The organism is Nocardiopsis sp. NPDC055879 (assembly GCF_053615935.1).
In genome coordinates, this window is record NZ_JBSHCT010000002.1 from 292101 (window position 1) to 317386 (window position 25286).

Annotated in this window: 20 protein-coding genes; 12 read left to right on the top strand and 8 right to left on the bottom strand. The window is 69.8% G+C overall.

Going from position 1 to position 25286, the window contains the following annotated elements:
* Positions 1-22: 22 nt before the first annotated feature.
* Both ACWGKS_RS03505 and ACWGKS_RS03510 read left to right on the top strand, forming a co-directional pair.
* Positions 23-859 (top strand): M23 family metallopeptidase, encoded by an 837-nt coding sequence (locus ACWGKS_RS03505; RefSeq protein ID WP_358513333.1) that lies wholly within the window; start codon positions 23-25, stop codon positions 857-859.
* Positions 860-946: 87 nt separating this feature from the next.
* Positions 947-1723, top strand: a complete 777-nt coding sequence (locus ACWGKS_RS03510; protein WP_452521627.1) for an endonuclease V — start codon at positions 947-949, stop codon at positions 1721-1723.
* Between the two features lie 63 nt (positions 1724-1786).
* Here the strand turns inward: ACWGKS_RS03510 and ACWGKS_RS03515 are convergent, their stop codons facing one another.
* Positions 1787-3226: a GuaB1 family IMP dehydrogenase-related protein gene (locus ACWGKS_RS03515; RefSeq protein WP_358513328.1), complete on the bottom strand. Its 1440-nt coding sequence runs from the start codon at positions 3224-3226 to the stop codon at positions 1787-1789.
* Between the two features lie 244 nt (positions 3227-3470).
* On the opposite strand from ACWGKS_RS03515, the gene ACWGKS_RS03520 reads away from it, so the two are divergent.
* A complete protein-coding gene (locus ACWGKS_RS03520; protein WP_358513326.1) occupies positions 3471-4394 on the top strand; it encodes a CDP-alcohol phosphatidyltransferase family protein in 924 nt (307 codons plus the stop codon).
* Between the two features lie 60 nt (positions 4395-4454).
* Here ACWGKS_RS03520 and ACWGKS_RS03525 read toward each other — a convergent pair whose 3' ends face one another.
* On the bottom strand, positions 4455-5621 hold the full coding sequence (locus ACWGKS_RS03525) for an acyltransferase family protein (RefSeq protein ID WP_358513324.1): 1167 nt from the start codon (positions 5619-5621) through the stop codon (positions 4455-4457).
* A 481-nt stretch (positions 5622-6102) separates the two neighbouring features.
* Here ACWGKS_RS03525 and ACWGKS_RS03530 point away from each other — a divergent pair, with 481 nt between their 5' ends.
* Both ACWGKS_RS03530 and ACWGKS_RS03535 read left to right on the top strand, forming a co-directional pair.
* Positions 6103-8031: an amidohydrolase gene (locus ACWGKS_RS03530; protein ID WP_358513322.1), complete on the top strand. Its 1929-nt coding sequence runs from the start codon at positions 6103-6105 to the stop codon at positions 8029-8031.
* 84 nt (positions 8032-8115) lie between these two features.
* Positions 8116-8835, top strand: a complete 720-nt coding sequence (locus ACWGKS_RS03535) for a M48 family metallopeptidase (protein ID WP_358513320.1) — start codon at positions 8116-8118, stop codon at positions 8833-8835.
* A gap of 6 nt (positions 8836-8841) precedes the next feature.
* Here ACWGKS_RS03535 and ACWGKS_RS03540 read toward each other — a convergent pair whose 3' ends face one another.
* Positions 8842-10989 (bottom strand): elongation factor G-like protein EF-G2, encoded by a 2148-nt coding sequence (locus ACWGKS_RS03540; RefSeq protein ID WP_358513318.1) that lies wholly within the window; start codon positions 10987-10989, stop codon positions 8842-8844.
* 182 nt (positions 10990-11171) lie between these two features.
* Between ACWGKS_RS03540 and ACWGKS_RS03545 the strand changes: the two genes are divergently transcribed.
* From ACWGKS_RS03545 to ACWGKS_RS03555, 3 genes are read left to right on the top strand one after another with little or no spacing between them, the layout of a single operon-like run.
* Positions 11172-12560: a CPBP family intramembrane glutamic endopeptidase gene (locus tag ACWGKS_RS03545; RefSeq protein ID WP_358513316.1), complete on the top strand. Its 1389-nt coding sequence runs from the start codon at positions 11172-11174 to the stop codon at positions 12558-12560.
* A 20-nt stretch (positions 12561-12580) separates the two neighbouring features.
* On the top strand, positions 12581-13399 hold the full coding sequence (locus tag ACWGKS_RS03550) for an alpha/beta hydrolase (RefSeq protein ID WP_358513314.1): 819 nt from the start codon (positions 12581-12583) through the stop codon (positions 13397-13399).
* Positions 13400-13431: 32 nt separating this feature from the next.
* A complete protein-coding gene (locus tag ACWGKS_RS03555) occupies positions 13432-14679 on the top strand; it encodes an MFS transporter (RefSeq protein WP_358513312.1) in 1248 nt (415 codons plus the stop codon).
* Between the two features lie 77 nt (positions 14680-14756).
* On the opposite strand, the gene ACWGKS_RS03560 is transcribed toward ACWGKS_RS03555, so the two are convergent.
* From ACWGKS_RS03560 to ACWGKS_RS03570, 3 genes are all read right to left on the bottom strand, one after another.
* Positions 14757-15713: a coiled-coil domain-containing protein gene (locus ACWGKS_RS03560; protein ID WP_358513310.1), complete on the bottom strand. Its 957-nt coding sequence runs from the start codon at positions 15711-15713 to the stop codon at positions 14757-14759.
* Positions 15714-15970: 257 nt separating this feature from the next.
* Positions 15971-16528 carry a peptide deformylase gene (gene def, locus ACWGKS_RS03565; protein WP_358513308.1) on the bottom strand — a complete coding sequence of 186 codons (558 nt, stop codon included), beginning with the start codon at positions 16526-16528 and terminating at the stop codon, positions 15971-15973.
* Positions 16529-16614: 86 nt separating this feature from the next.
* Positions 16615-17427 carry an aminoglycoside adenylyltransferase domain-containing protein gene (locus ACWGKS_RS03570; RefSeq protein WP_358513306.1) on the bottom strand — a complete coding sequence of 271 codons (813 nt, stop codon included), beginning with the start codon at positions 17425-17427 and terminating at the stop codon, positions 16615-16617.
* Between the two features lie 844 nt (positions 17428-18271).
* Between ACWGKS_RS03570 and ACWGKS_RS03575 the strand changes: the two genes are divergently transcribed.
* Positions 18272-18949, top strand: a complete 678-nt coding sequence (locus ACWGKS_RS03575; protein WP_358513304.1) for a sirohydrochlorin chelatase — start codon at positions 18272-18274, stop codon at positions 18947-18949.
* 253 nt (positions 18950-19202) lie between these two features.
* Positions 19203-20123, top strand: coding sequence for an aminoglycoside phosphotransferase family protein (locus ACWGKS_RS03580; RefSeq protein WP_358513302.1), 921 nt, complete (start codon positions 19203-19205; stop codon positions 20121-20123).
* Between the two features lie 44 nt (positions 20124-20167).
* Here ACWGKS_RS03580 and ACWGKS_RS03585 read toward each other — a convergent pair whose 3' ends face one another.
* Complete coding sequence (locus tag ACWGKS_RS03585) at positions 20168-20845, bottom strand: response regulator transcription factor (protein WP_358513300.1); 678 nt, start codon at positions 20843-20845, stop codon at positions 20168-20170.
* The gene (locus tag ACWGKS_RS03590) at positions 20826-23369 is read right to left on the bottom strand and encodes an ATP-binding protein (RefSeq protein ID WP_358513298.1); all 2544 of its coding nucleotides are present in this window, start codon (positions 23367-23369) and stop codon (positions 20826-20828) included. Before ACWGKS_RS03590 ends, ACWGKS_RS03585 begins: the two co-directional genes overlap by 20 nt.
* Before the next feature lie 242 nt (positions 23370-23611).
* On the opposite strand from ACWGKS_RS03590, the gene ACWGKS_RS03595 reads away from it, so the two are divergent.
* A complete protein-coding gene (locus tag ACWGKS_RS03595; protein ID WP_358513296.1) occupies positions 23612-24520 on the top strand; it encodes a hypothetical protein in 909 nt (302 codons plus the stop codon).
* 91 nt (positions 24521-24611) lie between these two features.
* Positions 24612-25286 (top strand): hypothetical protein, encoded by a 675-nt coding sequence (locus tag ACWGKS_RS03600; RefSeq protein WP_358513294.1) that lies wholly within the window; start codon positions 24612-24614, stop codon positions 25284-25286.

Consider the following 25286-nt stretch of genomic DNA (forward strand, 5'->3'; position numbering starts at 1 on the left):
GCGGACGAGACAAGGAGGGGCCATGAACGAAGTGAGGCTGCGCAAGACGGGTGCCGTGCTGACACGGATCTTCTTCGTGCTGACGGCCGTGGTGTTCGTGCTGGTCATCGCGTCGAACCTGGGCGCGCCCATCCCCGGCTACGCGGGCTTCCTGGTCGCCGTGCCGGCGCTCGCCCTCTACCTCGCCGCGATGGCGTGCGGGGCGCTCGCCGGACGACGGACCTCGCGCCGCATCGACCTGCCCCCCATCGAGGTCGCGCCACCGGTGGAGGGCGAGTGGACCGGACTCAACGGACCCTCCGACAAGGTGCCCAGCCACGGCACCCACGGCCTCGGGCAGACCTTCGCGATCGACATCCTCATCGACTCCGGTCGCCCGATCGTCGACGGTTGGCGGCCGGTCATGCGCCCGGCCGCCGACTTCCCGTCCTTCGGGGCGCCCCTGTTCGCCGTCGCCGACGCCACGGTCGTGCACACCTCGGACGGACAGCGCGACCACCTCAGCCGCAACTCCTATCCGGGGTTGCTCTACCTCTTCCTGGAAGGTTTCGTCCGAGCCCTGGGCGGACCAGGTCGCATCCTCGGCAACCACGTGATCCTCGACCTGGGCGACGGTGTGTACGCCGCCTACGCCCACATTCGGCAGGGTTCCGTCGCCGTGCGGGAGGGCGACCACGTCGTCGCGGGCCACAAGATCGGCGAGTGCGGGAACTCCGGCAACTCCTCCGAACCGCACCTGCACTTCCAACTGATGGACCACGCCGACCCGGACCGGGCCGGCGGTCTCCCCTTCACCTGGGCCGGGGTGGGGGTCCCTGCGAACGGAGAGCCGTTCACCGTGGAACGCGCCGCGCACTGATCCACCTCGGGCCGTGTACGGGGGCATGGCCCGAGGTGTACGGCCTAGACTGCGCCTGGCAGACAGGCGGAAGATGGTGGGGGACCGATGACGGAGATCGCCGAACGGGCGGCCAAGGCACTGGACGACCCGGAGAACTGGCCGATGGACCCCAAGGAGGCGGTGGCCCGCCAACGGTCGCTCGCCGACCGCGTGCGCTCCGAACCACTCGACGCCGACGCGGTGGAACTGGTCTGTGGCCTGGACGTCAGCTACGGGGTGGGCGACACCGAACTCGCCGCCGCCGCGGTGGTCCTCGACGCACGCACCCTGGAGGTCGTCGACACCTCCCTGGTCGCCGACACCCCTTCCTTCCCCTACATCTCCGGGTTGTTCGCCTTCCGTGAGCTGCCGCCGGTCCTCAAGGCCATCGAGGGGTTGAACGTCACCCCCGACGTCTTCGTCAGCGACGGCTTCGGCCTGGCCCACCCCCGCCGCTTCGGGATCGCCAGCCACCTCGGCGTCCTCCTCGACGCCCGCGTGGTCGGCTCCGCCAAGACGGTGCTCTACGGACGGAACTCCCTGCCCGGCGAGGAACGTGGTTCCTGGACCCCCATGGTGGCCGGACGCTCCGAACTCGTCGAGGACACCGAGACCCTCGCCGAACAAGGCGGCGAGGTGATCGGCCGCACCCTGCGCACCCGGAGCCGCACCAAGCCGGTGTACGTGTCCGTGGGCCACCGGGTGGACCTGGCCGGAGCCGCCGACCTCATCCTGCGGATGTCACCCAAGTACCGCATCCCCGAACCCATCCGGCACGCCGACCGCATGTGCGGGGCGTACCGGAAGGAGTACAAGGCCAAGGGCGGGACGACGGGCGCCTGAACACGAGAAGCGGGGGAGGGGCCCGAAGCCCCTCCCCCCTTCGTCGTCCGCCGTGGCCGGGGTCTACCAGCCGTTCTCCACGGGGCGCCCCTCGTTGTAGCCGGCGGCGCTCTGCACGCCCACCACGGCACGCTCGTGGAACTCGGCCGGCGAGGTGGCGCCCGCGTACGTCATGGAGCTGCGCACACCCGCGATGATCTGGTCGACGAGGTCCTCCACACCCGGACGCTCGGAGTCCAGGTACATCCGACCCGTCGAGATGCCCTCCTCGAACAGGGCCTTGCGGGCCCGCTCGAACGGCGAGTCCTCGGCGGTGCGCAGCTTCACCGCGCGGGCCGAGGCCATCCCGAAGCTCTCCTTGTACTGGCGGCCCTGCGCGTCGCGCAGGACGTCGCCCGGAGACTCATAGGTGCCCGCGAACCACGAGCCCACCATGACGTTGGAGGCGCCGGCGGCCAGGGCGAGCGCGACGTCGCGCGGGTGGCGCACACCGCCGTCGGCCCACACGTGTCCGCCCATGTCACGGGCGGCGGCCGCGCACTCCAGCACGGCGGAGAACTGCGGCCTGCCCACCGCGGTCATCATCCGGGTGGTGCACATCGCACCCGGGCCCACGCCGACCTTCACGATGTCGGCGCCGGCCTCGATGAGGTCGCGGGTGCCCTGTGCGGTGACGATGTTGCCCGCCACGATCGGCACGTTCGGAGAGAGCGCGCGGACCTTCTCGATCGCGGCGATCATCTTCTCCTGGTGGCCGTGCGCGGTGTCGATCACCAGCGTGTCCGCGCCCGCCGCCAGCAACTCGGCGGCCTTGCCCGCCACGTCGCCGTTGATGCCCACGGCGGCGGCCACGCGGAGCCGGTTCTCCGAGTCCACGGCCGGCGTGTACAGCGTGGAGCGCAGCGCGCCGGTGCGGGTGAGCACACCCACCAGGGCGCCCTGTTCGTCCACGACCGGGGCCAACCGGTGGCGGAAGTCGTGCAGTATGCCGAACGCCTCACGGGGCTCGGTGCCCGCGGGGATGGTCAGCAACTCGTCGGACATCACGTCGCGCAGCTGTGCGAAGCGGTCCACGCCCGCGCAGTCGGCCTCGGTGACCACACCGAGCGGACGCCGGTCGTCGTCGACGACGATCACCGCGTTGTGCGCCCGCTTGGGCAGCAGGTTGAGGGCCTCGCCGACGGTGCTCGTCGGGTTGAGGGTGATGGCGGTGTCGTAGACCAGGTTCCGCTGCTTGGTCCAAGAGATGACATCGGACACCACCTCGATGGGGATGTCCTGTGGGATGACGGCGATCCCGCCGCGTCGGGCGATGGTCTCCGCCATGCGCCGACCGGCCACCGCGGTCATGTTCGACACGACCAACGGGATGGTGGTCCCCGTACCGTCCGGCGACGAAAGGTCCACGCTGAGACGGGAACCCACGGCGCTGCGGCCCGGGACCATGAACACGTCGCTGTACGTCAGGTCCTGATCGGGAACCTGGTCGTTGAGAAAACGCAATGCCTCTACCTCGGTCGAGACCGAAGGGGGTGGACCACTCCGCCGTTAGGCGCCGGCGGCACCCTGTTGATCCCCCTCTTACGACTCAAGTATGCCGTGACCGACTACCTTGGAGGTACCTCCGTCTGTAATGATGACTCGATTCCCACCTCGACTCGGTGCCTGACCCATGCCCGGAGCCGGTGACACGACGCCGCCGCCGGTGGGCGCAGGGGACACCAGATCCCTTCAGGAGAAATCCAGCATGTCGCGTTTCACTCTCGCGCAAGTCAAGGAAGAGACCTACAAGGCCAAGGATGCCTGGTGGACCGTCTTCCTGGTCGACCCGTTGGCCGGCCGGCTGGTGGTGTGGACGGCGAACCGCACGAACATCACCCCCAACCAGCTCACACTGGGCGCCGGGGTACTGGGGTTGTTCTCCGCCCTGTGCTTCCTCGCTCCGATCTGGGCCGGTGACACCGGGTGGATCTGGCTGGTGGCCGGCGCCCTGCTGTTCCACCTGAGCTTCGTGCTGGACTGCATGGACGGCAAGATCGCCCGGTTGAAGGGCAACGGTTCGATCTTCGGGGCGTGGGTCGACTTCGTCTTCGACCGCATCCGCTTCTTCGGTTGCGTGATGACGCTGCTCATCGGGCAGTGGTTGATCACCGACGACCCCGCCTACCTGATCGTCGCGCCCGTGGTGGTCTTCTTCGACCTGCTGCGCTACCTCAACGGTTCCCAGGTCGCCAAGACCCGCAAGTCCATGAGGCAGGCCCTGGCGATCGCCTCCGGTGACGCCGACCGGGTGCACGACTACGCGACCTCCTCCCAGGCCGCCGATCCCGAGGACGACGAGTCCGCCGAGTCCGAGAGCAAGGCGACCTCCGCGTCGTCCAAGGGCCTGTACCCGCGGGCCCGCGGCCTGCTGATGCGGCACCGCGTGCGTCCGCACCTGTTCAGCGGCATCGAGTTCGAGATGTTCCTGTGCGTGGTCGCCCCGATCACCGTGATCGTGGCGTTCTTCACTCCGCTGAACAGCCTCATCATCCCGGTGGCGGTCTTCTCCGTCCTGGCTCTGGCCCTCTTCGAGGTGGTCCTGGTACTGCGGCTGTGGAAGGAGACGCGCCGCTTCGAGGTGCGTCGTCGCGAACTCACCGCGGCTCCTTCGGCCGGAACCGAGGACTGAGCCCGGGACCTTCCGGCATGAAAGAAGGGGCGGTGCGCACCGCCCCTTCTTTCGTATCTTTTAGACCGAGGTCTTGGGGGCCGGGTTCTTCTCCTCGGGTCCGGGTTCAGGTGCCGCGCGGGCGGCGTCGGCCTTCGCTCCGGCGAGCCCCTTGTCGTCCTGACGGAGCAGCCAGGTGAGTTGGGGTTCGACCGCCCACCCCATGGCCTTGCGTACCCAAGGGGTGCACAACAGCAGGGTGATCCCGGCGCCGAGCGCGACGGTGGTGGCCAGGCCCACGGCTCCGGACATCACGTCGTGCCAGGGGGACGCCTTGAGCACGAGCAGGATCACGGAGTGACCCAGGTACACGAACAGGGTGTAGGCGCCCAGCGACGTGAACCAGGTGCGCCGCTTGGGGGTGAGCGCGAGCATCGCGAACGTCATGGCCAGTGCGATGGCCATGAAGATCATCCGGATGAGGATGCTCGGCATGAGGGGATCGATGTCGCGGTCGGTGAGGCTGTCCCGCCAGAACAGCCAGTCCCGGCTGAAGCGGTCGGAGACCGGCACGGCGAGGACGGCCGTCACCAACATGACCACCACGGAGCAGATTCGTACCCAGAGCCGGTCCAGATGGGCGAAGTGCTCACGGCGCAGGCTGAGTCCCAGCACGAAGAAGGGCAGCAGGCTGAGCACACGACCCACGGACAGGGTGGTGCCCAGGTCCGTCGTCGTGGCGAAGAGCGAGATGGCCAGGGAGATGGCCACGGGCCAACGCAACCGCTGCCACACCGGAACGGTCAGCCGCCACACGAAGAGCGCCACCAGGAACCAGAGGGTCCAGGTGGGCTTGAGGATCGACAGGGTGTCGGGAAGACCACCGCGCTCGACCGCGTAGAACGTCTGGTGCAGGGTCCAGAAGATGAGATAGGGCACCGCCAACGACAGGAACAGCTTCTCCACTCGCTTCGACGACGCGTCGAAGGACCGCGAGAGGTAGCCGCTGATCATGATGAACGCGGGCATGTGGAAGAAGTAGATCCAGTAGTAGAGGGCACTGGAGGGCCTGTAGTCGCTGAGCGGTTCGATCGCGTGGCCGATGACGACCAGGGCGATCAGGATGAACTTGGCGTTGTCCAGACGGGCGTCACGACCGGGCGCGTTCTCCGGTGGACGGGCGTTCGGTGAACCAGAGCTCGCGCCGCGCCGGTCCCCCTTCGCTCGCGGGGTCGTCGGACTGGTCAAGGATGAGGCCACTAGGGACTCCGTCGTACGGGGATGTGGGGTTTGTTCTTCGTCGCCCCGGACTCGTCGGTCGGGGGGAGGGCACCGACCTGCCAGGTGTTGCGGGAGACCGGCCGGTCCGGTGCCGCGTGGCGCGCGTCGGGGGCACCGAAGGAGTGTCGGCGAACATGATCCGTTACCTTACTGAGACATGCACATGTCCGCCAGTGGTTCGCACGAATCCGGCAAAAGTTCACAGAGCCGGTCGCATCCCCCGAAAGCGGTGTGGGGCGGGCCCCGACGGGCCCGCGCGGAGGCGGACCGGAGATGGCTTACCGTGTGCAGACCCTAACCCATGGCACTTACCGGTGCACCCAAGGTGCCCATCATCGGACCTATGGACGGGACGCGCCGGTGTGAATCCGCGACCCTCCCAAAGATAAGGTGCAGGAAGGCGGCTGTTCCCCTTGCAGCCTCTGCCAGGACGAGAACGAAGAAGGCGGTGGAAACCGTGCCGCACGCGGTGGACCCCAACCGTGCCGCTCAGCACGGAAGCGTGGTCATGAGACTCCTCGACGAGATCTTCCCGCTCGTGGAGGGGGTCTACGTCGATCTGCACAAGAACCCGGAGCTCTCACACTCCGAACAGCGCACCGCCAGTGTCGTCGCGGAATGGCTGACCCGAACCGGCTACGAGGTCCACAAGGGCGTCGGCGGAACCGGTGTGGTCGGCATCCTGCGCAACGGCCCCGGGCCAACGGTGATGCTGCGGGCCGACATGGACGCGCTTCCCCTGGAGGAGAAGACCGGGCTGCCCTACGCCAGTACGGCCAAGGCTGTGGACGACGAGGGCGTCGAGGTGCCCGTCATGCACGCCTGCGGCCACGACGCGCACACCGCCTGCCTGGTCGGTGTCGCGGACCTGCTGTCGGAGACCCGCCAGGAGTGGGCCGGCACCCTCATGATCGTGGCCCAGCCGGGTGAGGAGACCCTCGACGGCGCCCAGGGCATGATCGACGACGGTCTGTACGACCGGTTCGGGCGCCCCGACGTCATCCTCGGCCAGCACCTCGGCCCGCAGCCCGCAGGACTCATCTCCCACCGCGCCGGCATCATCCTCGGCGCCGCCAACGCCTACCGGGTGCGCGTTTTCGGCGAGGGCGGACACGCCTCCCAACCGCACACCACCGTCGATCCGGTGCTCATCGCGGCCAACATCGTCAGCCGCCTCCAGGGCGTGGTCTCCCGAGAGATCAGCCCCAGCGAGATGGCGGTCCTCACCGTCGGCAGGATCCAGGCCGGCACCAAGGCCAACATCATCCCCGACGAGGCGTACCTGGAGATCAGCACCCGGGCGCTGAACGAGAACGTCACCGAGCAGCTGGAACAGGCGATCGAGCGGATCGTGCGCGCCGAGGCCGCGGCCTCCGGCGCCGGCCGCGAACCCCGGGTCGAGCGCTTCCAGGGCAGTGGGGTCACCCACAACGACCCGACGAGCACCTCCGACGTCGCCTCCGCGCACCTCGCCTACTTCGGCGAGGAGTACGTCATCCACCTGCCGGATCCCTCCCCGGCCACCGAGGACTTCTGCCGCTTCGGTCTGCCCGAGGACCCGCAGCCCATCCCGTACGTGTTCTGGTTCGTGGGCGCCACCCCGCACGACGTGTGGGAGGCGGCCCCCGGTGACACGCCCTACGAGAAGATGGGCAACGTCCCGAGCAACCACTCGCCGTTCTTCTCGCCGGCCCGCGAACCCACGCTGCGTGCCGGGCTCGCCGCGATGACCGTGGCCGCCCTGTCCTACCTGGGCAGCGACAACCAGAACCCGTCGACGCCGAGCCTGCCGCCGACCGAGGTTCCGGCCGGACCGGCCTTCGCCGGACCCGCTCCCACCGAGGCGGCGGACCCGCGCGCCCACACCGGCGGCGGCGAGAGCATGGCCTCCTCCGGGGGCTACGCCGCCCCGGACCCTGTGGCGGACGGATACATGGCTGTGCCCTCGGGGCCGCAGGACGCCTATGCGGGTTTCCCGCCGCCCTCCGAGAGCGGGTCGGACCCGCTCACCGGACCGCCCCCCACGGGATCGCCGTTCGGTGAGAGCAACGACGCCTACGACAGCGCGTTCCTCGCCTCGTCCTGGCCGGCGCCCGACGAGCCCGCCGTGGAGTCCACCGCCGACGCCGACATGGGCGCGGTCATGGGCGAACAGGATCGGGAGCCGCGCGACGAGTGGCACGGTGGCAGGGGAGAGGAGTCGACCCTGTCCGCGGACATGGCCGCCCTCATGGACGAGGAGGGGGCGCCTCCGCCGCCCTCCGGTCCCCCGGCCGGTCCGGCCTACGGCGGTCCGCCTCCGGCGGGCGGAGCACACGACGCACCCCCGCCCCCCGGGGTCGACGACGATCGGCCCGGCTCCCAGTACCGGTACTGACCGCGCGTGGGGGCCATCCCGTGGCGATGGGGTGACCCCCGTGTGCGCCGGTCCCTGCGACATCACCGGGAAACACCCATTCTGATGGGATGTGTCCTGGTCACGCTGTTCACCATCGCGGGCGCGGTCAGCCGTGCCCTGTCCGGTGACCCCAACGAGCCGTTGCTGCTGCTGAGCATCCCCGCGCTGGTGTACTTCGTGCGGGGCCAGCTCTACGCCCGCCAGCGGGTCAACGGGGTGCGCATCACCGAGGAACAGTTCCCCGAGGCGTACCGGATGGTGACCGAGGCCGCCGAACGCTTCGGCATGCACCAGGTGCCCGACGCCTACGTGGTGCTCGGCAACGGCGTCGTCAACGCGTTCGCGTCCGGCCACGGGTTCCGCCGCTACGTCGCCGTCAACAGCGACCTGTTCGAGGTGGGCGCCCGTGACCCGGACGCGCTGCGCTTCGTGATCGGTCACGAGGTGGGCCACATCGCCGCCGGACACACGTCGTTCTGGCGGCAGTTCGGGGTTTCGGTCGCCAACATCATCCCCGGGGTGGGCAGCACCCTGGGACGCGCCCAGGAGTACACCGCCGACAACCACGCCTACGAGTACTGCCCCGAAGGGGTCCAAGGGCTGCGGATCCTGGCCGCGGGCAAGTACCTGTACCGGGACGTGGACTTCGACGACATCGCCGCACGCGCGCACACCGACACCGGGTTCTTCGTCATGCTGGTCAACCTGCTCTCCAGCCACCCGGTCAACACGTTCCGCTTCGACGCCCTGGCCGACCGCACCCGACCCGGCCGCGTCCTTTGACACGCCCTAACGACGGCGTATGTGATCGGGCAGACGTTCGTGGCGGAGGTAGTCGCGGGTGAACTCGCCGGTGCCGTGCGAGACCGACCGCAGTTCCACCGCGTAGCGCACGATCTCCAACTCCGGGACCTGCGCCCGGACGCTCACCCGGCCGCCGTCGACCGCCTCGGTGCCCACCACCCGGCCACGCCGGGCCGACAGGTCGCTGAGCACCGCTCCCAGATGGGCCTCGTCCACCTCCACGGTCACGCTGTCCACCGGTTCCAGCACCGTGCGGTCACAGGTCGAGGCGGCGTCGCGAAGGGCCAGACGCCCAGCCTTCTGGAAGGCCATGTCGGAGGAGTCCACCGAGTGGGCCTTGCCGTCGTACAACGTGACCCGCAGGTCCACCAGCGGGTGGCCGTCATCCACCCCCTCGGCCATCTGTGCGCGCACGCCCTTCTCCACTGATGGGATGAACTGGCGCGGCACCACACCGCCCACGATCCGGTCGACGAACTCCAACCCCGCACCGGACTCCAGCGGCTCCACCCGGATCCGGCAGACCCCGAACTCACCGTGGCCACCGCTCTGCTTCACGTTGCGGCCGGTGCCCTGGGCGGGCATGGAGAACGTCTCCCGGAGCGGGACGCGGATGTCGTCGGTGCGGACCCGCACGCCGTCCCGGTGTTCCAACCGATCGAGGGCCGCGTCGAGGTGCGCTTCCCCCAGGCTCCACAGGACCATCTGGTGGGTCTCGGGGTCGACCTCCACCCGCAGCGAGGGGTCCTCGGCCACCAGTCGGGACACCGCCCGGGAGAGCTTGTCCTCGTCCGAAGAGGAGGCGGCGGTGAGCGCCACCGGCATCATCGGATCCGGGAACGCCCACGGGGACACCCGCAGCGGGAGTTCCGGCGAGGAGAGGGTGTCGCCGGTGCGCGCGGCCGGTAACTTGGCGACCGTGCCCAGGTCACCGGCGATCACCGCGTCGACGGGGCGGGCCTCGCGGCCCAACGGAACCGACAATGCGCCGATCCGCGCGTCGTCGCCGGTGCGGTCGAGCTCGTCAGAGCGGCCCAGGCTCGAACCCATTCCGTGGCCGTGCAGGTGCACTGCGGAATCCGGGGTCAGGGTGCCGGAGAACACCCGGACCAGGCTCATCCGGCCCACGTACGGGTCGCCGGTGGTGCTCAGGACCTCCGCCACCAGAGGGCCGTCCGGGTCGCAGGACAACCCCTCCACGGGGCGCCCGTCCGGCCGGACCACCGTCGGAAAGGGACGCCGGAGTGGATCGGGGCAGGACAGCGGAAGTTCGCGCAGCAGCTCCCGGACCCCCACGCCACGGGTGGGACTGAGCGCCAGCACCGGATGGAACCCGCCCGCCGCCACCGCCTGCTTCAGGTCCGCGATGAGCAGGTCCGGGTCGAGGGTTCCCCCTTCCATGTAGCGCTCCATGAGCGCCTCGTCCTCGCTCTCGGTGATGACCTCCTCGACGAGGGTCTCGCGGAGCGGCCCCGCGGCCTCGACCAACCGGTCCGGCGCGAGACGCGAGATGGGGGCGGACCCGGGCCCGCCCCCATCGGAGTAGTCGTAGTAACGCTCGGAGACCAGTCCCCACAGGCCCACGAGCGAGCGTCGGTCACCATCGCCCTCGAACGCGGGGACGTAGGCGGCGTGCACCCCCGAACCGAAGGACTCTCGACACTGGGCGACCACGCCCTCGAAGTCGGCGCGCGGGTGGTCGATCTTGGTGACGGCCACCGCTCGCGGCATGCCCACGGCGGCGCACTCGCGCCACAACAGTCGGGTGCGGCCGTCCACCCCGTCCAGGGCGGAGATCACGAACAGGGCGGCGTCGGCGCCGCGCAGGCCGGCGCGCATCGCCCCGATGAAGTCGGCGTATCCGGGGGTGTCCAGCAGGTTCACCTTGACCCCGTCCACCATCACCGGGCTCACCGTGAGGTGCACGGACCGGTGGCGGCGGATCTCGACGTCGTCGTGATCGCTGACGGTCGTGCCCTCTTCCACGCTGCCGGGGCGTCGAATCTCCCCGGCGGTGAGGAGGAGCGCCTCGACCAGGCTCGTCTTGCCGGCCCCGGTCGGGCCGACGAGGGCGACGTTGCGGATGTTCTGGGGCCGGTCGGCCCTCGGTGCTGCTACGGCTCGATCTACCATCCCTGCTACCCAGCCCTTCGGGGTCCGGGTGGTGGTCTCCAGAGCCACCACCGAAAGTGTGACCTGTGACACTCTCTACGGTCGCGGTTCACCGGCCTGATCACAAGGGGAGGACCGATGATCATCCACGGATGGAGACTTCGGGGCGCTATGACCCGAGATGGTCTTCTAGGCTATGCCCCGTGCCTTGGTCGGAGATCCTTCCCCAGTTCAGTCTCACCGGGACCCTGTTGACGGTCCTGCTCCTGTTCTTCGCTGCGGTCGGTGAGCCGCTTCTCGGGAGACGCGCGTTCTCGTGGCTGTCCCGCCGCGAGGGCGACGGCCGCGCCCTGGAACTGCTGTACGCCGTCACGATGGGCGTCCACATCCTGTGGGGCGTGCTCGTGCTCGCGGTGGTGCTCACCTCGCCGGAGCTGCACCCGGTGGACCTCGGGCTTCGCTTCCCCGACGCGTGGGGTCCGATCGTGGGTGGTGCCCTCGGTGGCCTGGTGGCGTTGCTCGCCTTCTGGCTACTGGTCAACGGCATGCCCACCAAGGAGCGGTTCCCGGCCCTTGGGAAGCTGCCGGCGCTCGGCAAGAGGAACAGGAAGAAGGGGAGCGGCGACGACGCCTCGGAGGAGTCGCGCGGGCGCAGGGGCCACCGTGGTCACCGCGGCCGCCGGGCGCCCGCCAAGCCCATGACGTTGCCCGACCCGGGTCGTCGCCAGTACCTGCTGCTGCCGCGCACCACCAAGGAACGCGCCCTGGCCGCGGGCATGGCCGTCACCGGTGGTGTGTTCGCCGAACTGCTCTACCGCGGACTGTTCATCGTCCTGGTGGCGAGCATGGACGTACCGCTGTGGATCGCCGCGGTCCTGTCGGTGGTGCTGTTCTCCCTGGCCCACCTCTACCAGGGCTGGTGGGGGCTGGTCAGTGCCGGTTTCTCCGGCACGCTCTTCACCATCCTGTACCTGGGCACGGGCAGTCTGGTCGTGCCGATCCTCGTACACGTCGCCCTCAACCTGCGCTCGATCGTCTTCCCACCGGCCTCGGAGTTGGCCAAGGCCGACGAGTACGCCGCCTACGAGGACGACTACTACGACGACGAGTGCGAGGAGGGGTACACCGGCGAGTTCGAGGCGGTCGAGGGCGCGGCGGAACCCCAGGAGGCCACCGGGGTGACGCCGGGACAGGGTCCGCCCGCGGGTACCCCGCCGTTCGGGAACCCCGGGCCTCTCGGAGCGCCCGCTCCGCAGGGTCCGCCTCCCGGTGTTCCAGGCAACCCCTATGGCGCGCCGTCCCATCAGGAGCCTTGGCCCGGGAGGCCCGGACCCCCGCAGCCGCCTCTGCCGCCCCAACAGCCACAACAGCCCCAACCGCCCTACCGGCAGGGCCCGCCACCGAGCACTCCCTACGGCGCCCCTCCACCCCCGCCCGGGCACGTCCCCGGCGACTTCCTCTCCGACGACCCGACCCCCTATCCGGGGGCCGGTCGTGACCAGGACGGACGCCGACTCCACCCGGACGAGTGGATCGATCGGCGCTATCGGCCCGGGGACGACACACCGGGGTCGGGACCGACCGGCCGGTGATGATCGGGCACGATGGAACGGTGTCCGACACCACCGACCATCACACCGCACGTTCGCGGGAGCACCGTTACCGACTCACCACCTCCGACGGGGTGGGAATCGACGCCGTGCTGCTGCGCGGCATCGAACCCCGCACCACCGCCGTCGTCCTGGCCAACGGCTTCACCGGCAGCCATCAGAGCCCGCCCACCCGGGGCATCGCCGAGGGACTGATGTCCGTCGGCGACGTCATGACCTTCGACTTCCGAGGGCATCACGGCTCCGGGGGACACAGCACCGTCGGCAACGCCGAGATCCACGACCTGGAGGCCGTCGTGGGTCGACTGCGCGAGCTCGGCTACCACCGGATCGCCACCGTCGGGTTCTCCATGGGCGCGGCCGTGGCCATCCGCCACGCCGCCATCTACGGCGGAAGCACCGCGGTGGTCTCGGTCAGCGGCCCCAGTCGCTGGTACTACCGGGGCACCCGGGCCATGCGCCTGCTTCACCTGGCCATCGAGAAAACGCTGGGCAGGGCCATCCTCCGACGCTTCCGCAAGGTCAGGGTCACCGACCGGCACTGGAACCCCATCCCGGCCGAACCGCGAGAGATCGCCGGCCAGGTCGCGCCCGCGCCCCTGCTGGTGGTGCACGGCGACTCCGACGCCTACTTCCCCGTCACCCACGCCACGGCCATCTACGACGCGGCGCGCCACCCCAAGGACCTGTGGATCATCCCCGGCATGGGGCACGCCGAACGGGCGGTCGATCCCGACCTCGTGTCCCGTCTGCGCGAATGGCTCGACGAACGGCTCCACGAACGGAGCGACGGAGCGAACCGGGACGAAGAGGGTGTTTAGACAGTACGTGTCGACCCCGGTACAAAGGGGGGATGATCCGATCCGGTTCTCCCTCTGGGAGCGTCACCTCCTCCGCTGACATCCCTGGGCTGAGGGGCCGCGGATTCACGCTCCTCATCCTGGCCACGGCGGTGGGCCTGTGCGGCTTCGCGGCGGTGCTACCGCTGGTACCCCTGTGGGCCTCCCGTGGTGGCGCCGGCGAGTTCGGCGCCGGGGCCACCACGGCCGTCTTCATGCTCACCACGGTCCTGACCCAGTTGGGCATGCCCTGGCTGCTGGATCGGGCCGCCGGTTACCAGTGGGCGTTCCCGGTCGGCGCGCTCATCATGGGCCTGCCAACGCCGTTGTTCGCCCTCACCACCGACCTCGGCCCGCTCATCGCCGTGTCGGCGGTTCGGGGTGTCGGGTTCGGCATGGTGAGCGTGGCCGGCACCGCGTTGGCCGCCCGCCTGGTGCCCCCGGCCCAGGTCGGCAGGGCCACCGGCTACTACGGTCTGGCCGTGGGACTGCCACAGGTCGTCATCCTGCCCGGTGGGGTGGCGCTCGCCCTGCAGTTCGGCTTCGACACCGCGTTCTGGCTCACCGGGATCTGCGGAGTGGTGGCCGCCGCGCTGTCCTCGGGGATCCTGTTCGCCGACGGCGGCCGCAACCGGGCCGTGCTCCGCTACGCGGGGGAGGCCCCCCAGGACGCGCGGCCGGCACCCCGTGGCCTGCCCCTGTTCGCCGCCCTGGCCGCGCCGCTGGTCCTGATGCTGGTGCTGTCCTCGGCGGCCAGTGGGATCGTCACCTTCCTCGCCATCCCCTTGGAGGAGTCGGCCTGGCTGGTCAGCGCCCTGCTGGCCGGGTACGCGCTGTTGTTGGTGACCGGGCGTTGGACCGCCGGGGTGCTGTTCGACCGGCACGGCCGCACGATCCTGCTGCTGCCCGGAGCGATCGTCGCGGTGCTGGGCATGGGGCTGCTCGCGGCGGGTCTGTGGAGCAACGGCGACGCGGCCCCCGGCGTGATGACGGCCGCGCTGGTGCTGTCGGGCGCCGCCCTGTTCGGTCTGGGCTTCGGCGCGGTACAGAACGAGACCGTCACCGTGATGCTGGAGCGGGCCGGTCCCACCGGACACGGCCGGGCCAGCGCGGTGTGGAACATCGGATACGACGCCGGCACCGGCGCGGGCTCCGTCGGGTTGGGTCTGGTGATCCAGCTGCTCGGCTACGGGCCGGCGTTCGCGGTGGTCACCGTCGCCCTCGCCGCCGTCGTCCCCTTGGCCCTTCGCCGATCCCGCTGACCGGCATGGGGCGTGCGAACGATCCGTTGACTTCCTCCCCACGGCTGAAGCCGGGGGTCTGCGCCGCTAAGAAATGATCAGTATGAGCTGATGTGCACGTGGTCGTAGTGGTTCTGGGTCAGGTCGCCGCGGTCGTTCATGAACGTCCACTGGCGTGAGGTCGACTGCCAGATCTGCTGTTCCCAGATGATGTACTTGATGCCCAGTCGGTCGGCGTTGGCGATGCCGTAGTCGGCGATCTGGGTTCCCAGCTGACGGTTGGCCTCGGAGGGGGAGGCGCCGTTGGCGCTCATCATGAAGTCGCAGGCCCGGCCATCACCGTGGTCGTCGGCGCTGGGGCGGAAACAGCCCACGGGGAAGGGCGCGCCGAACTCCATGATGATCTCGTCGCGGATGGCCGCCATCCGGGGCTGGGTCTGGTCCCAACCGCCGCCGCGGGCGCTGTCGGGGATGGTGCCGTCGCCGGGGGTCTCGGGAACCTGCTCCGCCTCGTACTCGGCGATGCGCTCGGTGACCTCCTCGCGCTCCTCCTCAAGGGTGTCGATGAGGTCGGAGGCCTCCGCCAGCTCGCCCTGGAGCTCCTCGGTGACCGTGGCCTGGTCGTCGCGCAGGTCGATGAGGTCGGTGATCTCCTCGGCCTGGCTCTCGCCCAGGTAGCTGACGGTCGCGGCGTCGGCGAACATCTCCTCCGGCTCGCTGGAGAACACGATCTGCAGAGTCGGGTCGAAGCCGTCGCTCTTGTACTGGGCGGCGGCGATGGCGGACACCCCGGTCCGCGAGCCTTCCAGGCGCCCTTCGAGTTCTTCGAGGGTCTCCTCGGCCTCGTCCACCCGGTCCTTGATCTCGGTGAACTGGAGCAGTTCGCCGTCGTAGGACTCCTCCAGCTCTTCGGCGCGCTCGGTCAGTTCGTCGATGTCCACGTCGTCGGGGTCGGCGTGGGCCACCCCGGACAGGCTCAGGAGGGTCGCGGCGCCGACGGTGGCGGCGGCCAGTGGCAGGGCGCGTCGTGAGGCGTTGCGAGGAGTGGAAGTCATGTGGGCTCCGGCGATGGTCTGAGGGCGTCGGCCATGCCCGAGGACGGTCCGTCTTCCGTCACGGGAGGGGCAGAGGTGCCTCAGCCGACCATACGAGATCGTGGTGTTATGTGCACTGTGAGTTGACTCGTGAGGATGAGGAGGAGAGAGCGGGGTCTGTCCGAAGATACCCGGGGAGTACGACCACAACGGCACGTACCGGCCGGTAGGGGAGCGGCCCCGGGGCCGGAGTGGCCCCGAGGCGGGTCAAGCGAGGGTCAGGAATTGCCGCCGAAGGCGCTGGGCAGGCGCACCGCGGTGGTCGGCGCGGGCTTCTCCGCGGGCAGGAACCAATCCGAATGACGGATGTCGCGCAGCGCCCGCTTGCGGTCCTCGGGGGAGAGCCGGTCGATGTAGAGCATGCCGTCCAAGTGGTCGGTCTCGTGCTGTAGGCACTGGGCCATGAGCCCGGTGCCCTCCACGGTGATCGGCTCGTTGCGCAGGTCCACGCCCTTGACCACGGCCCTCTGGGCGCGCTCGGTGCGGTACCAGAGGCGGGGGATGGACAGGCAGCCCTCGTCGCAGTCCTGGAGTTCCTCGGACAGTTCCACGATCTCGGGGTTGATCACGTACCCGATGCGATCCTCGACGGCGTAGCTGAACACCCGCGAGCCCACGCCGATCTGGGTGGCGGCCACCCCGGCCCGTCCGGGAGCGTCGACGGTGTCGAGCAGGTCCCGCACCAGCTTCTCCGTGCGCTGGTCGAAGGTGGTGACGGGGGTGGTCTTGGTGACGAGGACTGGATCGCCGAATCGGACGATGGGGCGCATGGTCATACGACCCAGAATAGTCGTGGGGCATGACCGAGGGGTACCGAGGGAGAGGACCACGGCGTGGAAGGTGCCTCAAGGGGCGCCCTGGCTCAGGTGACCAGACCGGGGCGCAAGGACTCGTCCAGGACCATCTCGATGTAGTCCAGGGCGGCGCGACGACGGGCCAGCGCGCTCTCGTACAGGGAGGGCGACCGGGCGCCGCGACGCACCCGTAGGCACTCGTTGACGATGCGCTGCCAGCGCTCGGGGAAGGCGTGCAGTGCGTAGGCGCCCGCGCCGGACTTGGAGGTGATCTCGCCGGTCTTGAGGGTGAAGTGCAGGCGGCTCACGCTGAGCACGCTCCAGGACGGGGCGAGGGAGCCGAGGACGGCCAATCCGCGGGGGGTGACCAGGCGCCCGGCCTTCTCCCGCCAGCGGCGCCACTGCTCGTCCAACGACCCCAGGGACCAGGTGCGCAGGCTCTCGGGTTCGTCCCAAACGTCCAGTTCGGCCGGGTGGGGTCCGCGGACGGTGACGCCGCGCTCGGCCAGGACGTGCCAGGTCACCGGGTTGACGTCGGCGCTCGCGCGGGTGCGGAAACGACCGTTGATGACGGAGGGGACGGGGCCGCACTCGGAGGGGTCGCGTCCCAGCTCGCCCCAGGTGACGTGGATTCCGTTGAACTGCGGAGCGGACACCTGGTGTCTGGTCCGGTGGTGGATGCGGCGCAGCGCGTCGAGTTCCTCCCCCACCGGGTGGCGTTCGGTGACGATGACGAAGTCGACGTCGCTGGTGTGCGGGCGGAAATCGCCGAGAGCGACCGAGCCGGTCAGGTACAGGCCCTGGACGAGACCGGGGGCCTCTTGGTCGGCATTGGCGAGAAAGGCCTGGGTCAGCGTCTGCACCCGAGGGTGGACGGCCATGCTCACTCCAGTCTGGACGGCTCTGCGGACGCGAGGCGTTACGGATGTGGGGGATGCGACGGTACACCTGTCGGCGGCGCCGGCTCGCGGCGACGGAGGTGGACCGGGGGCGATCGAGGCCCTGGGGAGTCACCCCGTCGAGTTCAAGTGTGGCCGGCGTCGGGGCGGGTTGGCAAGTGATGACACCGGACTCGCACCCTGTCTCCCCACGTCAAGTGGTGTGCGGGTATGGGGGTGTGGGGGAGTTCGCACCCTTGACACGGCTCTTTCACGCGTGGTAGTCGAAGTTGGCTCGTCTCGGGCGGGCGCGTGGCGGTTCTCGGGGGGGTACGGGGTGCCGGCGGCGTGCGCACCGAGCGTGATCGCAGGTCCCCGGGCCGATGGAATTTCCCCGAGCATTCCCTGGCACGTGCAAATGTGCCGTGCATTTGCATTTGCGCGGACATGTGGTGATTTCTCTGGAGAAGTCCCCACTGAAGTTGTGTTCGCCGTCGCCCGTGGGTGAGGGGGTGTGGTGTTCGACAACTTCCGGCGATTGGCGGATCGACGGGTTTTTCCCGGAACAAAGGTGTTGCCGCAGATCATCCCTGTTGTCAGGGGTTCGGATGGGTGATCCGTGGGTCGCCCGGGTGGAGAGGGGGCGACCGGCGTCACTTTCCCGGAAGTGGACAGGGCGTCGGTTTTAGAGGATTGTTATGGTTCACCAATGAATCCCCTGGTGATAACCATAGCAGCCATTGCTCACTGTTCTTCGCGGCGTAACACCGGAGAACCTCCCTGAAACCACACCTCATTACGTTCGGTGGGCAACGGCGGTTCATGAAGCGATTCCAAGGAGCCATGGATGGTCCCCACGATGGTCCTCGTAGCCGATGATTCGAGTGACGCGCAGCGCCGGGAGGCCCTGCGCGGGCTGGCCGAAGCGGTCGCCGAAAGAGGTGAGGTGCCCGTCACGGCGGCCTTCGGAAGTCCCGCCGAGGTCGACGAGAGGATCCGCTCCGTGAGCGGACCCAAGGTGGTGGTCCCCGCCTTCGTCGCCGGTGGGGACGTCGCCAGCTCCCACATGTTCTCCCGGCTCGACCTCACCCGGCTGGAGGACTCCTGCCGGACCACGCCACTCGGTGCGGTCCCTTCGATCGTCGCCGACCTGGCCGGCCGCCTCGCCGAGTCCGGTCGGCGAGCCGAGGACGGTGTGGTCCTGGCCGCGGACGGCACCACCGGTGCCGAGGAACGCCAGGTGGTCATGGACGTGGCCCGGATGTTGAGCAGGCGCCTCGATTCCCCGGTCCAGGTCGGTTACCTGCGCACCTGGGCGCCGTCGGTCCACGACGCCGTCGACCGACTGCGTCGTGACGGGCGCGACCGCGTCGCCGTCGCCGCCTGGCACCTGGTGGAGGGACCGGACTTCGACCTGCTCCGCGAGCTCGACGTCACCGCCCTCACCGCGCCGCTGTGGCCGTCCGACCTGGTCGTGGACACCCTGCTGGCCCAGCACCGGGCCGCCAAGGGCCGCCTCACCTGACGTGCACGGACGAACACCCTCGATGACGAAAAGAATACGAAGCGTCGAGATTTCCGTTACCCGGACCGTCGAGATGGGTATATGCCTCAGGGGCGGGAACTCCCCGTGCCCGCGGCATGCTCCCCGCCGCCGTGTCGACACCCACGCGGTGCGGCGACGGTCCGGGCGGCTCCCTTCCTGAAGCAGGGCGGACGCGGCGGCTCGGCGCTCGGACCTCGACAAGTGTCGAGGGGGCCGAATCTAAGGTGGATCCATGAACGACGTCACAGCGCGGTTCGTCGACGAACGGCAACGCCGTCGGCTGATACGGCGCTTCGGCGGCCACGTCGTCGACTGGCTGGCCGGGCTGCCCTCGGTCGTCGAGAGACTGGCGGCGGAGTGGCGACTCACGGTGGAGGGACCGGCTCCGCACGGCCGTACCTCCGTCGTCCTCTACGTTCGTCGCGCCGACGACACCGAGGGCGTCCTGAAGCTCTCCCCGGACAGCGGTCTGGCCGTGGCCGAGGCGGGTCTGCTGCGCATGTGGGGTGCTTCTCGGAGGGTGCCCGACGTGTGGGCGCTCGACGCCGGTCACGGTGCCATCCTGATGGAACGTGTGGAGGGCGACACGGTCGCCGCCGGCGGCGTGGTCCCGCCCATGGAGACCATCGGTGGTCTCATCGCGCGGCTGCACGGCGTGGAGGTGAGCCCGGACCAGCGCGCGGAGCTGCGCCCGCTCACCGCGCGCGTGCAGTTCCTCTTCGACCGGTGGAGCCGAGAGCGCCTGCAGGGACCGGCGGCCGAGATCGTGCCCGCCGCCCTGATGCACCGAGCCAGTGCCCAGGGCCGTGACCTCGCCAACGGTGACGTCGACGTCGTCCCCCTCCACGGTGACCTGCACCCGGGCAACGTCATCGACGGCGGCCCACGGGGACTGGTGGTCCTGGACCCGCACGCCTGCCTGGGCGACGGTGCCGTGGACGCCGTCGACTGGACCCTGTGGAAGGCCACCGACATGGCCGAGGTGGAGCGCCGCGTGAGCGTGCTCTCCCAGACCATGGAGGTGGACGGCGACCGGTTGCTGGAGTGGGCGCGCGCGTTCGCTCCGTGCATGGCGGTCGCCAAGGCCAACCGCGGTCAGGTCGGAACACCCGAGTTCGAGCTGCTCATGAACCTGTGCCACGTGCCCGCCTGACACCCCCGCCGCACCGGACTCGGGGACGCGCGTCCAGGGGGCGGTCAGGTGTCGCGTTCGAGGCGGTAGCCGCGGCCGGCCTCGGTGATCAGGTGGCGAGGGCGGGAGGGGTCCGGTTCGAGCTTGCGACGCAGCTGGGCCAGGTACACCCGCAGGTAGTTGGTCTCGTTCTGGTAGGCGGGTCCCCACACGTCGTGCAGTAGATGGCGCTGGCTCACCAGGCGGCCGACGTTGCGGGCCAGGATCTCCAGGATGTGCCATTCCGTGGGGGTCAAGCGCACCTCTGCGCCGTCGCGCAGCACCCGCTTGGCGCCCAGGTCCACCTCGAAGGCCTCGGTCCGCACGATCGGGGCCTCCTCCACCTGAACGGCACGGCGTTCGGCGGCGCGCATTCGGGCCAGCAGCTCGTCCATCCCGAACGGCTTGGTCACGTAGTCGTCCGCGCCCAGGTCCAGGCAGCGCACCTTCTCACCGGCCGAATGCCGGGCCGACAGCACGATGATCGGCACCTGTGTCCACCCGCGCAGCCGTTGGATGACCTCCACACCCTCCATGTCCGGTAGTCCCAGGTCCAGCAACACCACCGTGGGCAGGTGGTCCTCCACCAGGCGAAGCGCGCTCGCCCCGTCCTTGGCGGTGTCCACGTCATAACCTCGGGCTCGCAGGTTGATCCGCATCGCGCGGATGATCTGCACGTCGTCGTCAACGACCAGGACCCGCATCGGCCCGCCTCTCGTCTTCCTCGTCAACCGGTGTCACCGCACGCAACGTGATCACCATCGTCAATCCGCCGCCCGGCGTGTCCTCGGGGGCCAGGGTGCCGTGCATCGCCTCAACGAAACCACGGGCGACCGCCAACCCCAGACCCACGCCCGTGCCCTGGGGCGCGTCGCCCAACCGCTGGAACGCCTCGAACATCCGCTGCTTGGCCTCGTCCGACACCCCCGGGCCCCGGTCCACCACCCGCAACTGCACGTACCCCTCGTGCGCGCTGGCCGAGACCAGCACCGGGGAGCCGGGGGCCGGGTTGTAGCGCACCGCGTTGGTCACCACGTTGGCCATCGCCCGCTCCAACAGCCCCGCGTCCACCCGCACCCGAGGCAGTTCGTGGGGCACGTCGACCACCACCGAATCGCCCGGAATCCCCAGCAGGGTCGCCGACAGGACGTCGTCCAGGTTCTCCGGCCGCAGGCGCGGAATCACACTCTCGGTCTGCACCCGGCTCATGTCCAGCAGGTTCCCGATGAGCCGGTTCAGCCGGTCCGCCGACTCCTCCACGGTTTCGAGCAGCTCGGACCGATCCTCGTCGGACAACTCGATGTCGGTGGCGCGCAGGCTGGACACACTCGCCTTGATCGAGGTCAACGGGGTGCGCAGGTCGTGCGAGACCGCCGCGAGCAGCGCGGTGCGCATCCGGTTCCCGGCCGCCTGGGCGCGGGCCTCCGCCGCGTCCCAGGCCAGGCGCTGCTGTTCCAGGGCGATGCCCACGTGGGTGGCGAACGCGCCGAGCACCCCGCGGTCGGCGGCGGGCAGGACCCGGCCCCGCAACGCCAGAACGATGCTGTCGGACACCGGAACCAACGCGTCCGAGTCCTCCGGTGAGTCACACGCCGGGGCGCCCACGCTGTGCACCGGATGCCAACGGTCGTCGTCCAACCGTTCCAGGAGGGTCGCCGAACGTTGTCCGAAGGTCTCCCGGATCCGCCGCAGCAGCGCCTGTAGGGGCTCGTTCCCGGCCAGTACGCTCGCGGCCAGCACCGCGACGGCGTCTGCCTCGGCGCGGGCGCGCACCGCCTGCGCCGAGCGGCGGGCGGCCATCTCCACCATCACCGCCACCAGGGACCCGACCAGGAGCAGCGCGGTCATCGCCAGGAAGTTGTCGACCGACACCGAGGGTCTGTCGTGCAACGGTGACAACAGCACGGTGAGCAGCACCGCGCTCCACAACGCGGAGGCGATCGCGGGAGGCAGACCGCCCACCGCGGCGGTCACCACCGTGATGAGCAGCAGGAACAGCGGGTCGGAGGCGGGGCCGACCTCCGAGAAGAACGGCAGCGCCAGGATGAGGGTGACCAGCGGCGGAGCCATCAACGAAAGCGTCCATCCCCACACGCGGCGGTGTTCGTTCAGCCCCCGACCCGGAGCGGGCAGCAGCCACCGGCCGCCGCCCACCTCCTCGTGTGTGACGATGTGCACGTCGATGTCGCCGGACTCGCGGGCCACTATCGCGCCCACACCCGGACCGAACACGTACTGCCAGGCGCGCCTGCGGGAGGAACCCAGGACGATCTGGGTGGCGTGCGCGCCCCGGGCGAACTCCAACAGCGCCGACGGCACGTCCGTCCCCACCACCTGGTGGTAGGTGCCGCCCAGTTCCGCGAGCAGTCGACGTTGGCGCAGGAGTTCTCCGGTGGGTCGTTCTCCCAGGCCGCTGGGCGGGATCACGTGCACCGCGATCAGATCGCTGGGTTGCGGACGACCGCCGCGGGACCGGTCGGCGACCCGTGCCGCCCGTCGGATCAGCGTCTCTCCCTCGGGTCCGCCGGTCAGTGCCACGACGACCCGTTCCCGGGCCTCCCAGGTGTCCCGGATCTTGTGCTCGCCCCGGTACCGGGAGAGTCCTTCCTCCACCCGGTCCGCGGTCCACAGCAGCGCCAGTTCCCGCAGCGCCGCCAGGTTGCCCTCGCGATAGAAGTCGGCGAGGGCGGCGTCCACTCGTTCGGCGGGGTGCAGGTCGCCGCGGGCCATACGTCGGCGCAGTTCCTGCGGGGTGACGTCGACCAGTTCGATCTCCTCCGCCGAACGCACCACCCGGTCGGGCACGGTGTGCTCGGGGCGCACCCCGGTGATCTGGTGGACGACGTCGTACAGCGACTCCAGGTGGTGGATGCCGACGGTGGAGAGAACGTCGATTCCGGCGACGAGCAGCTCCTCCACGTCCTGCCAGCGGGTCGGGTTGGGCGCCCCCGGTGGGTTGGGCCTGGCCAGGTCGTCGACGACGACGAGTTCGGGGGCGCGGGTGATGACGGCGGCGGTGTCCATGGCCCCCGAGGTGTGCTCGGGAACGGTTTCGAGCCCACGCAGCAGGGCCGCCGTGTCGACTCTGCGGTGGGTGTGCACCGCGCCGATCACGATGTCGGTGCCGCGTTCGGCCCGGCGACGGGCTTCGGTCAGGGCGTGGTGGGTGGTGCCCACCCCGGGTGCCGAACCCAGGTGGATGCGGAGTCGTCCTTTCACGCCACCCATTGTCGACGGGTTCGGGGGCGCGGGGTGCGGGAACGGCCATGATCCGCGTGCGGGGAACCCGCGGCGGGTGGCTCGTCCTGGAGGGCGAGCGCGCCTGCTCGGTCGGGACATCGGCCTGTTCCGGCCAATGACGGTGATCACCGTCGGTATGGGGCCGGCTGTCTCCCGTGTCGGATAAGACTGGAGTTCCCCCGGAACATTCCGGATCACGACAGCCGACACGAGGACGACGAGGTTCCCCCATGGGTCAGCCCCCGCCCCAACCCGGTCCGCAGGGACCATTCCCCGGACAACCCGGACAACCCGGACAGCCGCCGCAGGGTCCGCCGCCCGGATACGGGCAGTATCCGCCACAGGGCCCGCCGCCCGGGTACGGGCAGCAGCCCCCACAAGGTCCGCCCTCCGGGCACGGGCAGTACCCGCCGCAGGGTCCGCCGCCCGGGTACGGGCCGCAGGGTCCCGGCGGCCCGGAGCAGCCCAAGAAGAAGACCGGTCTGATCGTCGGCGGCGCCATCGGCGCGGTCGTACTGATCGCGGCGATCGGCGGGATCGCGGCGTGGGCGGCCTCCGGTGGTGAGTACGTCTCCATGCCCGACGACTGCGCACTCGTGTTCGAGGGCAACTCGCTGGAGGACTCCGACTTCGGTCCGATGCCCTCCTTCGACGGTGGCTTCGACCCGGAGGGCGGCTCGTCCGACGGTTCCTACGGTGAGATGTCGTGTGAGGGCGAGTCCGGTGACCTGATGGTCTCCTTCCACGTCGAGCTCTTCGACATGGAGCACCCCGACACCGAGGAACAGCTCCAGGAGATCCTGGAGGAGGAGTTCGACCCGGCGGAGGAGTTCGGAGCGGATGCCACCGAACCGGGTGTGGTCAGCGACCTCGACCTGGACTACGGCCCCGAGGGGCAGGTTCTGTGGGACGAGAGCAGCATCGGTGAACGCGGCATGACCGTGGTCTCGATCATGGACGGTGGCGAGTTCGGTGAGGGCGGCGGCTTCGGCGCGAGCGTGTTCCTGTCGGGCAACGCGGCCGGCGCGGTCGTGATCGGCACGAACAGTGGCGGTGTCGACATCGAGACCGTGTACGCCACCATCGAGAGCAGCGCGTCCGACCTGCAAAGCCGTATTTCGAGGGTCGCCGAGAAGTGACCCCCTCCGTTCGGCGGGTCCGAGGGTCTTCGAACTCCGGGCCCACCGAACGAGTATCCCGACCGACCACCGAGACAGACGGAACCCACGAGTGAACACGCCCCTTCCGGAATCCGGCCGCTCACCCGAGCGGAGCCGCCGCCTTCCGTTCGCCCTGGCCGGCGTCGGCGCGGCGGTGGCACTGGCCCTGGGCGGGCTGTACGTGTGGTCGAACGACACCCGGGACGAGGGCGTTTCCCTGCCCGGGGACTGCGCCGACCTGCTCCCGGTGGATCTGGCCGAACGTCTGCCCGGGGCGGGGGAGATCGAGTTGGGCGGCCAGATCCGGGACACGGTGGAGGAAGAGGACGTGCTCAAGGTCGCCCACTGCGAGGCGGCCGACGACGTCGACGGTGACACCGCGCACTTCAGCCTCCAGGTGGTGCTGTACGACCCCGCCGAGGAGGAGAGCGTGCGCCGCATGCGGGAGTCCGTCGCCCAAGGACGACTGGCCCGTGAGGACGACGACTTCGAGTCGGAGTACGGTGACCCGCCGATGCGCGCGGTGGAGTGGCGTTCTCTGTCGGTGGGCGACGGGGGATACGCCACGGCGTCCGGACCGGTGGACGAGGAAGGGACCGACGAGCTGTGGTCCTCCCTGGAGTACTCGTTCGACAACGCGCGGGTGAGCCTCTTCCACCGCACGGATGGTCCGGTGGATCCCGTGGAGGACCTGGACGCCTTGGAGGACCTGGCCGTCGAGGTCACCGAACGGCTGGGCGGGTAG

Bases quoted from the DNA above. Each gene is read 5' to 3' on its own strand.
- ACWGKS_RS03590 (WP_358513298.1), bottom strand. From the start codon at position 23,369: ATGGGTGGCGTGAAAGGACGACTCCGCATCCACCTGGGTTCGGCACCC.
- ACWGKS_RS03510 (WP_452521627.1), top strand. From the start codon at position 947: ATGACGGAGATCGCCGAACGGGCGGCCAAGGCACTGGACGACCCGGAG.
- ACWGKS_RS03555 (WP_358513312.1), top strand. From the start codon at position 13,432: ATGATCCGATCCGGTTCTCCCTCTGGGAGCGTCACCTCCTCCGCTGAC.
- ACWGKS_RS03520 (WP_358513326.1), top strand. From the start codon at position 3,471: ATGTCGCGTTTCACTCTCGCGCAAGTCAAGGAAGAGACCTACAAGGCC.
- ACWGKS_RS03540 (WP_358513318.1), bottom strand. From the start codon at position 10,989: ATGGTAGATCGAGCCGTAGCAGCACCGAGGGCCGACCGGCCCCAGAAC.
- ACWGKS_RS03535 (WP_358513320.1), top strand. From the start codon at position 8,116: ATGGGATGTGTCCTGGTCACGCTGTTCACCATCGCGGGCGCGGTCAGC.
- ACWGKS_RS03580 (WP_358513302.1), top strand. From the start codon at position 19,203: ATGAACGACGTCACAGCGCGGTTCGTCGACGAACGGCAACGCCGTCGG.
- ACWGKS_RS03505 (WP_358513333.1), top strand. From the start codon at position 23: ATGAACGAAGTGAGGCTGCGCAAGACGGGTGCCGTGCTGACACGGATC.
- ACWGKS_RS03560 (WP_358513310.1), bottom strand. From the start codon at position 15,713: ATGACTTCCACTCCTCGCAACGCCTCACGACGCGCCCTGCCACTGGCC.
- def (WP_358513308.1), bottom strand. From the start codon at position 16,528: ATGACCATGCGCCCCATCGTCCGATTCGGCGATCCAGTCCTCGTCACC.
- ACWGKS_RS03585 (WP_358513300.1), bottom strand. From the start codon at position 20,845: ATGCGGGTCCTGGTCGTTGACGACGACGTGCAGATCATCCGCGCGATG.
- ACWGKS_RS03570 (WP_358513306.1), bottom strand. From the start codon at position 17,427: ATGGCCGTCCACCCTCGGGTGCAGACGCTGACCCAGGCCTTTCTCGCC.
- ACWGKS_RS03595 (WP_358513296.1), top strand. From the start codon at position 23,612: ATGGGTCAGCCCCCGCCCCAACCCGGTCCGCAGGGACCATTCCCCGGA.
- ACWGKS_RS03575 (WP_358513304.1), top strand. From the start codon at position 18,272: ATGGTCCCCACGATGGTCCTCGTAGCCGATGATTCGAGTGACGCGCAG.